Source organism: Alteriqipengyuania sp., from assembly GCF_964222115.1.
In the GTDB taxonomy this organism is placed as follows: domain Bacteria; phylum Pseudomonadota; class Alphaproteobacteria; order Sphingomonadales; family Sphingomonadaceae; genus Alteriqipengyuania.
In genome coordinates this window covers 18069-31748 of sequence record NZ_CAXQBM010000071.1, presented here as the reverse complement: position 1 = coordinate 31748, position 13680 = coordinate 18069, and the positions used below count along the sequence as shown (strand labels likewise).

The following is a 13680-nucleotide window of genomic DNA, read 5'->3' as shown; positions in this document are numbered from 1 at the left end:
TCGATCCCTTGCTTAGCCTCGGCTGACGAAGTGATCGACAAGGCGGCCCAACCCGACGGAATTGGATCCCTTCACGAGGATCGCGTCTCCGGCGTTGAGGCCGAATTCTTCAAGCGCGGCAATCGCTTCGGCAGGCCCTGCGCAATGGGCGAAGCCCGGCGCATTGCCAAGCCCGTTGGTGTGGCTCGTCCCCATTTTGCGCACCAGCGGTTCCATCGCTTCGCCTACCAGCACGGCGAAATCGACATGCGCGGCTTCGATGGGATCGAGCAACTGCTCGTGAAAGCGCGCGCTGAATTCACCCAGCTCACCCATCGCACCGAGCACTGCGATCCGGCGGCTGGCCGGGGTCTGGCCCAACTGCGCGAGTGTCGCACGCATGGAGGCGGGATTGGCGTTGTAGCTTTCGTCGATCAGGGTCGCACGGCCTCCGGCAGCGGAAATCGCGTGGCGCGCGCCGCGCCCTTTCAGGCCGCCCATCTCGCCCAGCGCGACACCCGCCGCGCCAAGATCGCCACCGACCGCATAGACGGTCGCCATGACGGCCAGCGAATTGTCGATCCAGTGCTCGCCCGGCTCGGCCACCGAATAGCACAGCCGCGTATCGTCGATCTGCGCGGTGACGAGCGAAGCCCCGCCATTGGCAGCAGGGATCGCATCGAGCAGCCGGACGCGCGCATTCTTCGAGCGACCGAAGGAGTAGATGTCCGCCCCAGCGGCCTCGGCATGCACGCGCAACCGATCGAACTGCGGGCTATCGGCCGGGATCACTGCTGCCCCGCCCGGACGCAGGCCGGTGAAGATCTGGGCCTTCTCGTCCGCAATGGCATCCACCGTACCCAGGTTTTCGATATGTGCAGGCGCGATTGTGGTGATGACGGCGACATCGGGGCACACATGCTCGGCCAGAGGCGCGATTTCGCCCGCGTGGTTCATGCCCATTTCGAACACGCCATACTGTGCGCGCGCACCCATCCGTGACAGGCTGAGCGGCACACCGACGTGGTTGTTATAGCTGCGGACCGAGCGGTGCGCCTGTCCCCGGCTGGCGCGGTCCAGCGCGGAAAAAATCGCTTCCTTGACGCCCGTCTTGCCGACAGACCCCGTCACCGCGATGCGCTTAGCGGGCGAACGTTCACGCGCGGCGGCGGCGAGTGCATGGAGCGCAGCGGTCGTATCCTGCACCAGCACGTGCGGCCAGTCGACCGGACGATCGACGATGGCGGCAGAAGCGCCTGCGGCAAATGCCTTGTCGAGGAAGCGGTGGCCGTCCATCGCCTCTCCCTTCAGCGCAATAAACAGGTCGCCGACACGCACATCGCGGCTGTCCATCTCCACGCCGGAGCACTGGAATTCGCCCGATGCGATGCCGCCGGTGGCCGCGGCGATCTCGGCCGCGTTCCACAGCGCCAACGCAAGCCTGTCACGCGATGTAACTGGCCATGCACGCAGGCGCGGATGGGCAAGTGCAGCCGCGCTCATGCCGAAGCTCCCGCCGCTGCGCACTCGCGCGCCACGGTCACATCGTCGAAGGGGTGAATTCGCATTGTCTCTCCCGAACCGATGATCTGGCCCTGTTCGTGTCCCTTGCCCGCGATCAGCACGATATCGCCGCCCTCGGCCTGCGTAATCGCGGTGGCGATGCCGGTACGCCGGTCGCCGATTTCCAGTGCATCGCTCTCGATGCCCGAAAGGATGGCGCTGCGGATTGCTGCGGGGTCTTCCCCGCGAGGATTATCGTCCGTGACGACGACGAGATCGGCGGCCTCGCTGGCGACCTTGCCCATCGGGGCACGTTTGCCGGTATCGCGGTCCCCGCCTGCACCGAACACGACGATCAGGCGACCCTTCGCGGAATCGACATGCGGACGTAGGGCGGCAATCGCGGCTTCCAGTGCATCGGGCGTATGTGCGTAGTCGACATAGACCGGCGCACCCGACTGGGTGATGACCGCACGCTCCAAGCGCCCGCGCACCGGTTGCAGACGTCCGACCGCGTCCCAAAGCCGGGTTTCTTCCGCGCCGGTAACCAGCGCCAACGATGCGGCGGTCAGAGCATTGGCAGCCTGGTACGCGCCGATCAGCGGCAGGCGGATCGTGCGCCGTTCTCCATTGCGGGCAATCTCCAGCCCCTGGCCCAGTTGCGTCGGCTCTTGGTCGATCAGGGTGATATCCTCGCCCTTCGGACCGACCGTGAAGATGTTCAAACCGCGCTTCTGCGCCCGCTTGCGCGCCTTGGCGGACCACTCGCTGCCATCGGCCCAGATTACTGCGGTTCCGCCTTCGACGACCACTTCATCGAACAGCCGCATCTTGGCCTCGAAATAGGCTTCCATCGTCTCGTGGTAATCGAGGTGGTCGCGGCTGAAATTGGTGAAAGCGCCCGCGCGCACCGGCACGCCGGCATTGCGGTACTGGTCCAGCCCGTGGCTCGACGCCTCGAACGCGACATGCGTCACGCCCTCGCGCGCAAGACCGGAAAGGTTAGAATGGAAGGTCACGATATCGGGCGTGGTCAGCCCGGTCGAAACGCTTTCATCGGGCGTGGTCACACCCAGCGTCCCGATACTCGCCGCACGCTCGCCCAGCATGCGCCACAGCTGGCGGGTCATTTCGACAGTGGAGGTCTTGCCGTTGGTCCCGGTGACCGCAACGATCGTCTCGGGCACGGGAGTGAAGTACTGTGCGGAAATATGCGCAAAGGCACGGCGCGGCACGTCGTCTGCGATGTGCAGCGCGCCTTCCACCAAAGCCCCTGGTCGCGCGACGACCGCAACCGCACCGGCGGTGATCGCGGCCTCGATAAAATCCTCGCCATTCACCACGGCACCTTCAAACGCGCCGAAGATCGTGCCCGGCGCGACCTTGCGATGGTCGATGGCAAACCCTGTCACCACCGCGTCGCCAGCATTCAGCTGCGCGCGCCCGGCCTTTTCGAGGAGCACGTTCAGCTTCACTTTATATCGCTCCGGATCAGGGGGCGCAGGTCCGAAATGTCGATATCGCGGCTGAGGTCGGGCCGCACGTCGAGCATCGGGCCGATCCGCGGCACCAGCTTGCCCACGATCGGTGCGGCATTCCACGCGGCGGTCCGCTGGAACGAGCTTGCGGTGGTGCCCTTCGGCTCATCCAGCATGGCGACCACGACATAGCGCGGATCGTCCATCGGGAAGGCAGCCGCAAAGGTGGAGACAAGCAACTTCTCGCGATAGCCGGAGCGAGAGGGCTTTTCTGCCGAACCGGTCTTGCCGCCCACGCGATAACCGGGCGCATCGGCGCTCTTACCGGTGCCGTACACCGCGATCATGCGCAGGAGCTGCCGCATACGCGCGCTGGTATCTTCCTTGAACACGCGCCGACCGGCAGGGGCCGCGCCGGGCTCTACCTTCTTCAGAGTGGCAGGCCGCCAGACTCCGCCATTGACCATCGCGGCATAGGCCGACGCGAGGTGCAGCGGGGTCACCGCGATACCGTGGCCATAGCTGACCGTCATAGTCGTGATGCGCGACCATTTCTCGCCCGGCCAGATCGGCGCCCCCTTGGAGGGGATTTCGATATAGGGCCGCTCAGCCAGCCCGAGATCGCGCATGGTATCGCGCAGCCGGTCGCCACCGAGCTTGTCGGCTATACGCGCGGTGACGGTGTTGGACGAGTGAATCAGCGCTTCGGGCACGTTGAGCGTATCTCCGAGCGGGTGACTGTCCGAAAGGGTGCGCCCGGCGACTTTCACCGGGTTTGCATCGTAACGCAGGCCCAGATCGCGGACGATCCCGGCATCGATCGCAGCAGCGACGGTCAGCGGCTTGAAGGTCGAGCCCAGCTCGTAAACCTGGTGGGTCACGCTGTTGTAGGAGTTGGAGGGGTCGCCCCGCCGCTTCTGCTCCTCCGTCCCGACCAGGTCGGATGCCTGCACATCGTTGGGATCGAACGCAGGCAGCGATGCCAGCGCAATGACTTCGCCCGTATCGACATCCAGCACCACGCCCGCCGCGCCGCGCGCGTTGACCGACAGCATGCCCTTGCGCAGTTCGTCTTCCAGCGCGCCCTGCACCCGCAGGTCCAGCGCGATGGCGGTCGGCTCCCCGCGCGACATCGCATCGGTGAGTTCGGCATCGAGGACCGATTCCATGCCGAGATGGCCCTTGCCATCCTTCACATAGCCAAGCACGTGCGCGGCCATCGAACCTTGCGGATAGAAGCGGTCCTTTTCCGCCGGAAGCTCCAGCGCAGGCTCACCGATGTCGAACACCCGGTTCGCCTCTTCAGGAAGCAGGCGGCGGCGCAGATATTGCGGCTTGCCGCTGGCCAGCCGCGCGGCGACGTCCGCGCGGTCCAGTTCGGGGAAGATTGCTGCAAGCTCGCTCGCGACTTCCTCTGGCGACTGGACCAGCGGGCTGCCGCCGTCCTTCATCGCCTTGGGATTGAACCACAGGGCGAACGCATCGTAATTGCGTGCCAGCGGCAGTCCGTTGCGATCGGTAATCTCCCCACGCGGAGGGAGTAGCCGCTGCTCCATCGACATAGTGGTTTCCGGTGCGCCGAGCACGCCGAACGATGCGATGCGCAGCAATGCGACCACCGCGATCAGCCCGAAGGCGGGCATCAGCAAAAGCGCACGCATCCGCGCCACTAGCAGCGATTCCAGCCGCTTGTTGGCGACACGCAGGGGCGCCGCCGCCACCATGGAATCAATGGGAACGCTGGCCATTAGTCGAGGCTCGCCAGCGCGAGAATTGGTTCGGCGCCCTGCTCTTCCTCGGCCGGGTCTCCGTCCGTTTTTTCCGCCAGCGGAGAAACCAGCGCGGGATAGTCGCTCGCCTCCATCTCGCGTGCGAAACGGATGGGTTCGGGCGATCCGGGCGCGCGCGGCGCACTGAAGCTTGCCAGCTGCCGCTCGCTTTCGAGAAACTGGTCCGCGCGCGGCGGCTGGTAACCGAACTCGATCGCGTTCCAGTCGGCCAGCTGCTGCTGGTTGGCGCGCGTTTCGAACTCGGTTTCAAGCGCCAGCTTCTCGCGCTCCAGTTCCACGATCGTGCGCTCGGCGCGCACGACCTCGCTCTTCACGGCGTCGACGCGGAAGGTCAGCATCATGAAGCCGCCAAAAACGGCGCCGATGCAGATGGCCCAGCCGATCTGCCGCAGACGACTGCCTCTAACCATCGACCAGTTCCTTTCTCGCCGGCGCGCTATTGCGGGTTGCCGCCCTGAGGATGGCGGAGCGCGCGCGGGGGTTACGCTGCAACTCCGCATCGCCCGCGCGCACGGCGCGGGACGGTTTGTCGAACGTGGTCGGCGGCAGTTCCGTGAGGGGAAGATGGCGGGAGCCGCCGCCGACCTGACCGGAAGCGTCACGCAAGAAACGCTTCACGATACGGTCTTCGAGAGAGTGGAAAGAGACGACCACCAGCCGCCCGCCCGGTGCCAGCAGTTTTTCGGCTGCGGCGAGTGCGCGGCGCAGCTGGTCCAGCTCTCCGTTCACATGGATGCGGATTGCCTGGAAGGTGCGCGTCGCGGGGTCTTTTTTGTCATGCGGCTTGTGGCCGGTCGCCTTGCGCACCAGCCGCGCGAGTTGCCCCGTGGTTTCGAGCGGACGCGCCGCGACAATCGCACGCGCGATGCGGCGCGACTGACGCTCTTCGCCATATTCGTAGATCACGTCCGCAATCTCGCCTTCGTCGGCAGAATTGAGGAAATTGGCGGCGCTGGGCAGGTCCGGGTCCATGCGCATGTCCAGCGGGCCGTCGGAGGCGAAGGAAAATCCACGCTCCGCCTGGTCGAGCTGCATCGAGGAGACCCCGATATCGAGCACCACGCCCTGCACCTGCGCGATGCCCTGCTCCGCAAGCGCGTCGGCCATGTCGGCAAAGGGGCGGCGATGCAGGACGAGGCGCGGCGGGTTCTCCGCAAGCTCCGACCAGCCCGCAGCCATTTCGAGAGCAGTCGGGTCGCGATCGAACGCGTGCACCATTGCGCCCGTGTCCAGCAGCGCTTTCGTATAGCCGCCCGCCCCGAACGTACCATCGACGAACAGCTCGCCCGGCTGCGGAGCCAGCGCTGCAATCACCTCGTCGAGAAGAACGGGGATGTGCGGGGATGCGTCGGAAGCGGTCACTTCTTCCTCCCCTTCTCGCGCGCATCCTTTTCCAGCGCGCGGCAGGCGGCCTTGGGCATCGCCATTTCCGGGCCCATCTCGTAAAGCCGCGCAGGGTTCCAGACGGTGAAGAAGCGACCACCGCCCTGGAAGAACAGCGCGTCGTCGATCCCGCCGATATCGCGCAGAAACTCGGGCAGGATGAACCGCCCGCTGTCGTCGAACGGCATTGTCTCGAAGCTGTTGAGCTGGGTTGCACGGGTATCGCGGTCGAAATCGCGCCCGAACTTGTAGGCCGATTCCTCTTCCTTATCGAGGATCGCCTCGAAATCATCGACCCGCTTGGTGCCGAAGCCGACCAGGCAATTCCACTTGTCATGCAGCGTGAGGCACAGCCTGCGGTCCTCGGTGGAGAGCTTCACGGCGTTGCGAAACGCAGGAGGCAGCGTGAACCGCCCTTTTTCGCTGCGAAGCGAAAAGGCCTGTCCGCTATATCCCTGAAACGTCTCCGACACGCCCCGCTCTTCCCCGAATGAGCGATTTCCCCATGGACAGATCCCTCCCGTGCCGAGGTGCGCATGCGCCCCGGATCGCGTGGCATCCCACGCGCGAGTCGAATCCTGTCCGTTACGAAACTCGTCTTAGAACGGGACGAATGGGGATTAAAGGGGAAATTTAGGAATTTTGGGTGAGTTACCCACAAGATCGACGCTTTTCCACGCATTCCCGTGGTTAATAGGTGGCCATATTTGGCAACGGAAACGACGTCACCAAGCCAATACACACACCGGAATCTAAGGAAAAGCGTAATTTTACAGGCCGGATGGCGTTATTCGCCGGGTGCGTCCCGCATCATCCCCAACAAGACCCAGAGCACGCCTGCCGCATCGCCCGACCCGGAATTGCGTTCGAACACAGTCGCGTCGGCGACCACCACGGCTCGGCCTTCCACGATCTGGCAGACCGCGATCAGCCCGGCATTGCGGAGGCTGCAATCCGCAGGATCTCCGCCGGCTGGCGGCCGTTTCTCGAACGTCCCGCCATAGGTCACGGGCAGGGTATGCCCGTCCAGCTCGACCTCATGATCGGCTGCATGACCGGCCTCGTCCCCATCGATCCCGTGATCGTGACCATGCCCCTCGCCCTCATCTGCGACCAGTTCGAGCCCCCACCGGGCGAGGATCGGACCGCTCAACGAGACGGCTTGGGGATTGCGCGGGTCGCCAAGGGCGAAATGTGGCTCGCTGGTCAGCATGGGATCGGCCACCAGCAAGACTTTGCCGCCACCGCGCACCCAATCGTCCAGCGCGACATATTCCGCAGGCGTCAAGGCGCGCGGCTGAACGAGCAGGAGCGTATCGATGCCAGCAAGGCTCTTCGCATCCAGCAGGTCCAGCGGCTCGAGCGTGTTATGCGCCTCAACTGCCGAGCGCAGCCAGTGCGCTTCGTCCCCTGCCTGATCCAGCATGTCCGCTACACTTGCCTGAGGCGCACGATAGATCGGCAGCGATGTCATCAGGCCGAAGCGCTGGTCATGCGGTTCTTCGGCAGTGCCCGCAGGTCCGCCCAGCGCAAGAGCCAGTGCGCCGATGGCCAGCAACCCGGCGAGCGCGGCGCCCACCACGATCTTATTCAACGGGCGTGCCCTCGCCCGTTTCCGGCAGGACCGGTCCCTCGGGTACCGGTTCTTCTTCCGCCTGTTCGGGAAGATCGGGGACGACGCCCGCTTCGGTCAGGGGATCGCCCGTCTTGGCGGCGGCATCGGGCTCTACCGGAGCAGCTGCCTGCGAGACCACCGTTTCCTCTGTCTGCAGCGCACTGGCGGTGATGATATGGGCAATGCCGACTGTGACGATCACGGCCAGCAGGCCACCCACGCCGGTTTTGAGACGCTGCATCACGTCCGGAGTCATGATCTCCGGAAGGGAATCCCGCGGTCCTTCGCGATCTGGGTCGGGCAGGATGGCCATGTCAGGCACACTAGAGTGCCATCCAGTTGCGTCAATCCGCCAGCCAGTCGAACACGGGCAGGTCCTTCTCGCGCAGCCAGTCCGCGTTGTAGATGGTAGAGAGGTAGCGGAAGCCCGTGTCGCACAGGATCGTCGCAACGCGGGGTGCCTCGCGCCCTTGCGCAACCAGCTGCTGGCCAAGCGCCACCGCCCCTGCAACATTGATGCCCGACGACAGGCCGAGGCACAGCCCCTCTTCCTTCAGGAGCCGGGCGACCCATTGCAGCCCCTCCTCGTCGGAGATGCGGAATTGCGTATCGATCGGCGCCCCATCGAGATTGCCGGTGATCCGCCCCTGTCCGATCCCCTCGGCAACCGAGGATCCTTCCGAAGACAGTTCGCCGTGCGCAAAGTAATTGTACAGCGCCGCCCCGTGCGGATCGGTAAGCGCAATGCATACATCCTCGCTCCGCTCCTTGAGGCCCAGGGCCACGCCCGCGATCGTTCCGCCGGTCCCCGCGGCGCAGGTAAAGCCATCGACGCGACCTTCCATTTGCTGCCAGATTTCGGGAGCGGTGCTTTCGATATGCGCCTTGCGGTTGGCGCAATTGTCGAACTGGTTGGCCCAGATCGCACCCTCGGTTTCTTCCGCAAGGCGGCGCGAGGTGTGCACGAAGTGGCCCGGGTTGGCGAACTTCGTGGGCGGGACCAGCACCAGCTCAGCACCCAGCGCACGCAGCGTGTCCATCTTCTCACGCGACTGGTTGTCGGGCATGACGATGATCGTCTTGTAGCCGAGCGCATTGGCGACCAGCGCAATGCCGATCCCGGTATTGCCTGCCGTGCCTTCTACCACCGTACCGCCGGGCTTCAGGATGCCGCGTGCTTCGGCGTCGCGGATGATCCACAGGGCCGCGCGGTCTTTCACCGACCCGCCCGGGTTGGCGAATTCGCATTTGCCGTAGATGTCGCAGCCTGCCGCCTCGCTCGGCCCGGCCAGCCGCACGAGCGGGGTGTTGCCGATGAGATCGAGCGGGCGCGGCAGGAGGGCAGGTGCTGTCATCCCTCCCATTTAGCGTGCGACAGCGCGCCGCAGCAACCGCGATAAATCTATCGCAACAGCAACCTAATCTTCGGGAGCGATCGCCACCTTCAGCCCATCGAGATCGGGGGTGAATTCGATCTGGCACGACAGGCGCGAGGTTTCGACGCGGTGGTCGCTGCTTTCCAGCAGGTCGTCCTCGTCCTCGCTCATCGCGGGCAGCTTGTCCGTAAACGCAGGGTCGACGTGGACATGGCAGGTCGCGCACGAACAGCAGCCGCCGCACAGCGCCAGCAGCTCGTCGAAGCCATTGTCGCGGATCGCCTCCATCACGGTCAGGCCATCTTCGACCTCGATCATGCGTTCGGTTCCGCTGCGGTCGACTACGGTTAGCTTGGGCATTGAATGTCCTTTTCCCTCCACGAGAGGCGCGTTGCGCCCTCGCCATTGACGCGGCAGCTAAAAGCTGCGTTTCGGCATTGCAAGAGAAGGACGTGATCGGGGAGGCTTCCAGTGGGCTTGAGTAACGAGCAGATCAGGACAAGCCTCGATATCGTTGCGGCAGACGAGCCTGCGATTGCGAGAGCGATCGAACTGGCGGGATACCCGGAAGAACGCATACGCCCGACCGGGTACCAGACCCTGCTGCGCACCATCGTGGGCCAGCAGGTCAGCGTGGCGGCCGCGGCATCGGTATGGAACAAGCTGGAGGATCATCTCGGCGCGGAGATGGCGCCGGACAAGCTGATCGCCAGCGATTTCGATTCTCTGCGTGCATGCGGTCTCTCGCGCCAGAAGCAGGGCTATGCGCGGTCCTTGTGCGAACTGGTATGCGCGGGCGAGCTGGACCTCGAAAGCCTGCCTGCGGACGATGAAGACGCAATCGCGGAGTTGACCCGGATCAAGGGCATCGGGCGCTGGTCGGCAGAGATTTACCTGCTGTTCGCAGAGGGGCGCCCCGACATCTGGCCGGCAGGCGATCTTGCCGTGATGGCGGGCATCGGGAAAATCCTGGGCCTGGACGAGCGACCCGACGAGAAGGCTACGCGCGCCCTGGCCGAGCCTTGGCGACCTCACCGCGGTTCGGTGGCCATCCTGACATGGCACTGTTACAATAATCCCGCCATGTAAGCCGTCTGTCGATGGAAAGTTGACTTGCCAGTGAGTAAAGTTCACTTTCCAGCCATCACGCAACCGGGAGATCTGAAGATGACCATCAAACGAACCTTGCTCGCCACCAGCACCCTCGCCGCCCTTGCGCTGGCGTTGCCAGGTGTCGCGGGCGCCAATGCCATGAACGAAAGTGCAAGCATGACCGAAACCACCCAAGCCGCCCCGCTGATCGAGCGCGAAGCGCTGTTCGGCAATCCGACCAAGGCGGCAGGACAGATCAGCCCCGATGGCAAGTGGATCAGCTGGCTCGCGCCATCGAACGACGTGCTCAACGTGTGGATGGCCCCGGCCGACAATCTCGATGCCGCGAAGGTGATGACCAAGGCGACCGACCGCCCGATCCGGCAGTATTTCTGGGCGCCCGACAGCCAGAGCCTGCTCTACATCCAGGACAAGGGCGGCGACGAGAACTTCCTGCTCTACGGCGTCAATGTCGAGACAGGCGTCGAAACCACGCTGACCGATTTCGAGAATACCCGCGTGATGCTCGTGGGCGGCTCGGACAAGATCAAGGACAAGATCCTGGTCGGCCTCAACAATCGCAATCCGCAGTTCCACGACGTGCACATGCTCGATCTGAACACGGGCGAACTGACGCTCCTCATCGAGAACAACGGCTATGCCGGTTTCGTTGCGGACGACAATCTCGACGTGCGCCTCGCGCTTCAGCCCAATGCCGAAGGCGGGATGAACTTCTACAAGGTGATCGACAACGAAGTTGCGGCAGAGCCGTTCGGCCAGACCGGGCTGGAAGATTCGCTGACGACCAATCCCGGCGGGTTCACCACCGATGGCAAGACGCTGTACTGGGTCGACAGCCGCGGTCGCAACACCGCCGCGCTGACCGCGATGGATTTCGAAACGGGCGAAACGACAGTGATCGCCGAAAACGACAAGGCCGATATCGGCGGCACGATCCGCGATGCTGAAACCGGCGAGGTAGAGGCCTATTCGGTGAACTACCTCAAGAACGAGTGGACCGCGCTCGATCCGGAGATCAAGGCATCGCTCGACTTCCTGGAAGCGAACCTCGAAGGCGAGTTCGGCATTTCCTCGCGCACCGAAGACGACACCAAATGGATCGTGGGCAACGATCCCGTCGTCGCACCCGCCAAGAGCTTCCTGTTCGATCGCGAAGCGAGCACACTGACCGAGCTGTACGTGACCCGACCCGAACTGGTGGGCGCTCCGCTCCAGCCGATGCATACGCTGGAACTGAAATCGCGCGATGGGCTCACCCTGCCCTCCTACCTCACCCTGCCGCCCGGCAGCGACAGCGATGGTGACGGCAAGCCGGACGAAGCAGTGCCGATGGTGCTGCTGGTCCACGGCGGCCCGTGGGCGCGCGACGGATACGGCTACAACAGCTATCACCAGTGGCTCGCCAACCGTGGCTATGCGGTGATGAGCGTCAATTTCCGCGGCTCGACCGGCTTCGGGAAGGACTTCATCAACGCATCCAACCTGCAATGGTCGAAAACGATGCACGACGACCTGATCGACGCCACGAAGTGGGCTGTCGATGAAGGCATCGCGATCGAAGACAAGGTTGCGATCATGGGCGGTTCCTACGGCGGCTATGCCACGCTGGTGGGCCTGACCTACACGCCCGAAACCTTCGCCTGCGGAGTCGACATCGTCGGCCCGTCCAACCTCGAAACGCTGCTCTCCACCATTCCGCCCTATTGGGCGCCGGTGGTGGCGCAGTTTCACGAGCGGATGGGCAATCCCAACACGCCCGAAGGCAAGCAGCTGCTGATGGACGCCTCTCCGCTCTACAAGGCCGACCAGATCGTGCGGCCGCTGCTGATCGGCCAGGGCGCCAACGATCCGCGCGTGAACCAGGCGGAAAGCGACCAGATCGTAGCCGCTATGACGGAAAAGGGCATCCCGGTGACCTATGTCCTCTACCCGGACGAAGGGCACGGCTTTGCCAAACCCGCCAACAACATTGCCTTCAACGCGGTGACCGAGAATTTCCTCGCGACCTGTCTTGGCGGACGCGCGGAACCGATCCGCGACACGGTGGAGCAATCCACCGCCGAAATCGTCGAAGGTGCGGATTTCGTCCAGGGACTGGCCGCCGCAATCGACTGACACCTGTTCGCCATCAGGTGACACGGAGCCGCACTCGCATTACGCGGGTGCGGCTTCTTTTTTGGATGAGACCGAGCAAATGAAAAAAGCGATTTTCGTGACGGGTGGTGCATCGGGTATCGGGCGCGCCATTGCCCAGCGCTTTGCCGATGGCGGCTGGTTCGTCGGGATCGGCGATGTCGATGAAAAGGGCATGGTCGAAACCCAGCACCTGATCGGGCTCGGCAACAGCTTCGGCTATAAGTTCGATGTACGCGACCGCGATGCGTGGGACGCCTCGCTGGAAGCATTCTCTAGAGCAGCGGGCGGCCGGATCGACGTGATCGCAAATAATGCGGGCATCCCGCTGGGCGGTACGATCGACCAGAACAGCGTGGCCGAGATAGAGCGCTGCCTCGACATCAATCTCAAAGGTGTGCTGTTCGGCGCGCAGGCCGCGCTGCCGCATCTCAAACAAACTGCGCCGGGATCGTGCCTGCTCAACACCGCCAGCGCCGCAGGGATTTATGGCACGTCGGGCGCCAGCGTATATTCCGCGACGAAGTTCGGCGTGCGCGCGCTAACCGAAAGCCTCGATGCCGAATGGTCCCAGCACGGCATCAACGTGCGCTCGATCATGCCCAGCTTCATCGACACGCCGCTGATCCAGCACAATCCCAACGACCGCAGCAATGCCTCGATCAAGGAGCAGGTGATGGCTGCCGGGCTGGAGATCACGCCGGTGAACGAAGTCGGCGAGGCCGCGTGGGAGGCCGTGCACGGCGACAAGCTGCACACGACCGTGGGCAAGACAGCCAAGCGCGTGGCCTTTGCCTCCCGCTGGATGCCGGGACAGATGCGCAAGCAGGCACGTAAACGTGCCGCGCTGGGCGTCGACTAAATCAGTTTCGGGATCGCCAAGGCGAACCCGAGCGTCACCCGCCCCGCCTCCCCACCCGGCCACCATATCGTGGGTGGACCCTTGGTGGCCGGGTGGGGAGGCGGGGCGGGAGGTCTGACTCCAGAGATTAAAGCGCGTTGATGGCCTTCGCCATTTCCACGTCGCGCATCGAAAGTCCGTCGGCATCATGCGTGGTGAGCGTGATTTCGACCGTATTGTAGACGTTGGACCATTCGGGGTGGTGATCCTGCGCGTCCGCCAGCAAGGCAACGCGGCTCATGAAGGCCCACGCCTCGCTGAAGTCCTTGAACCTGAACGTCCGCTCGATCGCATCGCGTTCGCTCGCCATTGCCCATCCGTCGAGCGCGCCCAACCAGGTTTCGCGTTCCGCATCGCTCAGTTTCTCGACCGCCATCGCATGTCTCTCCATCTCGGGTGATATTGCCGT

At 64.1% G+C, this 13680-nt stretch carries 14 protein-coding genes; 3 read left to right on the top strand and 11 right to left on the bottom strand.

Features of this window, described 5'->3' with window-relative positions:
• Positions 1 to 12: 12 nt before the first annotated feature.
• From murF to ACEQXE_RS10860, 10 genes are all read right to left on the bottom strand, one after another.
• On the bottom strand, positions 13 to 1482 hold the full coding sequence (gene murF / locus ACEQXE_RS10905) for a UDP-N-acetylmuramoyl-tripeptide--D-alanyl-D-alanine ligase (protein WP_370179264.1): 1470 nt from the start codon (positions 1480 to 1482) through the stop codon (positions 13 to 15).
• On the bottom strand, positions 1479 to 2957 hold the full coding sequence (locus ACEQXE_RS10900; protein WP_370179263.1) for a UDP-N-acetylmuramoyl-L-alanyl-D-glutamate--2,6-diaminopimelate ligase: 1479 nt from the start codon (positions 2955 to 2957) through the stop codon (positions 1479 to 1481). The genes murF and ACEQXE_RS10900 overlap by 4 nt, the downstream gene beginning before the upstream one ends.
• Positions 2954 to 4708, bottom strand: coding sequence for a peptidoglycan D,D-transpeptidase FtsI family protein (locus tag ACEQXE_RS10895; RefSeq protein WP_370179261.1), 1755 nt, complete (start codon positions 4706 to 4708; stop codon positions 2954 to 2956). The genes ACEQXE_RS10900 and ACEQXE_RS10895 overlap by 4 nt, the downstream gene beginning before the upstream one ends.
• Complete coding sequence (locus ACEQXE_RS10890; protein ID WP_370179259.1) at positions 4708 to 5160, bottom strand: hypothetical protein; 453 nt, start codon at positions 5158 to 5160, stop codon at positions 4708 to 4710. The genes ACEQXE_RS10895 and ACEQXE_RS10890 overlap by 1 nt, the downstream gene beginning before the upstream one ends.
• On the bottom strand, positions 5153 to 6112 hold the full coding sequence (gene rsmH / locus ACEQXE_RS10885; RefSeq protein WP_370179257.1) for a 16S rRNA (cytosine(1402)-N(4))-methyltransferase RsmH: 960 nt from the start codon (positions 6110 to 6112) through the stop codon (positions 5153 to 5155). Before rsmH ends, ACEQXE_RS10890 begins: the two co-directional genes overlap by 8 nt.
• Complete coding sequence (locus ACEQXE_RS10880) at positions 6109 to 6606, bottom strand: division/cell wall cluster transcriptional repressor MraZ (protein ID WP_370179256.1); 498 nt, start codon at positions 6604 to 6606, stop codon at positions 6109 to 6111. Before ACEQXE_RS10880 ends, rsmH begins: the two co-directional genes overlap by 4 nt.
• A gap of 314 nt (positions 6607 to 6920) precedes the next feature.
• Positions 6921 to 7727 carry a DUF4350 domain-containing protein gene (locus ACEQXE_RS10875; RefSeq protein WP_370179254.1) on the bottom strand — a complete coding sequence of 269 codons (807 nt, stop codon included), beginning with the start codon at positions 7725 to 7727 and terminating at the stop codon, positions 6921 to 6923.
• Positions 7720 to 8061 (bottom strand): hypothetical protein, encoded by a 342-nt coding sequence (locus tag ACEQXE_RS10870; protein WP_370179337.1) that lies wholly within the window; start codon positions 8059 to 8061, stop codon positions 7720 to 7722. Before ACEQXE_RS10870 ends, ACEQXE_RS10875 begins: the two co-directional genes overlap by 8 nt.
• A gap of 31 nt (positions 8062 to 8092) precedes the next feature.
• Entirely contained in the window at positions 8093 to 9103 is a 1011-nt protein-coding gene (locus ACEQXE_RS10865; RefSeq protein WP_370179252.1) for a cysteine synthase A, read from the bottom strand.
• Positions 9104 to 9166: 63 nt separating this feature from the next.
• Entirely contained in the window at positions 9167 to 9484 is a 318-nt protein-coding gene (locus tag ACEQXE_RS10860) for a 2Fe-2S iron-sulfur cluster-binding protein (RefSeq protein WP_370179251.1), read from the bottom strand.
• A 111-nt stretch (positions 9485 to 9595) separates the two neighbouring features.
• Here ACEQXE_RS10860 and ACEQXE_RS10855 point away from each other — a divergent pair, with 111 nt between their 5' ends.
• The 3 genes from ACEQXE_RS10855 (at position 9596) to ACEQXE_RS10845 (ending at position 13232) form a co-directional block, all read left to right on the top strand.
• On the top strand, positions 9596 to 10213 hold the full coding sequence (locus tag ACEQXE_RS10855) for a DNA-3-methyladenine glycosylase (RefSeq protein ID WP_370179250.1): 618 nt from the start codon (positions 9596 to 9598) through the stop codon (positions 10211 to 10213).
• 78 nt (positions 10214 to 10291) lie between these two features.
• Entirely contained in the window at positions 10292 to 12352 is a 2061-nt protein-coding gene (locus ACEQXE_RS10850; RefSeq protein WP_370179248.1) for an alpha/beta fold hydrolase, read from the top strand.
• A gap of 79 nt (positions 12353 to 12431) precedes the next feature.
• On the top strand, positions 12432 to 13232 hold the full coding sequence (locus ACEQXE_RS10845; protein WP_370179247.1) for an SDR family oxidoreductase: 801 nt from the start codon (positions 12432 to 12434) through the stop codon (positions 13230 to 13232).
• Positions 13233 to 13359: 127 nt separating this feature from the next.
• Here ACEQXE_RS10845 and ACEQXE_RS10840 read toward each other — a convergent pair whose 3' ends face one another.
• Positions 13360 to 13647, bottom strand: a complete 288-nt coding sequence (locus tag ACEQXE_RS10840; protein WP_370179246.1) for a 4a-hydroxytetrahydrobiopterin dehydratase — start codon at positions 13645 to 13647, stop codon at positions 13360 to 13362.
• Positions 13648 to 13680: the final 33 nt, after the last annotated feature.

Excerpts from the sequence above, each read along its gene's own strand:
- murF (WP_370179264.1), bottom strand. The coding sequence starts at position 1,482 with ATGAGCGCGGCTGCACTTGCCCATCCGCGCCTGCGTGCATGGCCAGTT.
- ACEQXE_RS10895 (WP_370179261.1), bottom strand. The coding sequence starts at position 4,708 with ATGGCCAGCGTTCCCATTGATTCCATGGTGGCGGCGGCGCCCCTGCGT.
- ACEQXE_RS10890 (WP_370179259.1), bottom strand. The coding sequence starts at position 5,160 with ATGGTTAGAGGCAGTCGTCTGCGGCAGATCGGCTGGGCCATCTGCATC.
- ACEQXE_RS10870 (WP_370179337.1), bottom strand. The coding sequence starts at position 8,061 with ATGGCCATCCTGCCCGACCCAGATCGCGAAGGACCGCGGGATTCCCTT.
- ACEQXE_RS10865 (WP_370179252.1), bottom strand. The coding sequence starts at position 9,103 with ATGACAGCACCTGCCCTCCTGCCGCGCCCGCTCGATCTCATCGGCAAC.
- ACEQXE_RS10860 (WP_370179251.1), bottom strand. The coding sequence starts at position 9,484 with ATGCCCAAGCTAACCGTAGTCGACCGCAGCGGAACCGAACGCATGATC.
- ACEQXE_RS10850 (WP_370179248.1), top strand. The coding sequence starts at position 10,292 with ATGACCATCAAACGAACCTTGCTCGCCACCAGCACCCTCGCCGCCCTT.
- ACEQXE_RS10845 (WP_370179247.1), top strand. The coding sequence starts at position 12,432 with ATGAAAAAAGCGATTTTCGTGACGGGTGGTGCATCGGGTATCGGGCGC.
- ACEQXE_RS10840 (WP_370179246.1), bottom strand. The coding sequence starts at position 13,647 with ATGGCGGTCGAGAAACTGAGCGATGCGGAACGCGAAACCTGGTTGGGC.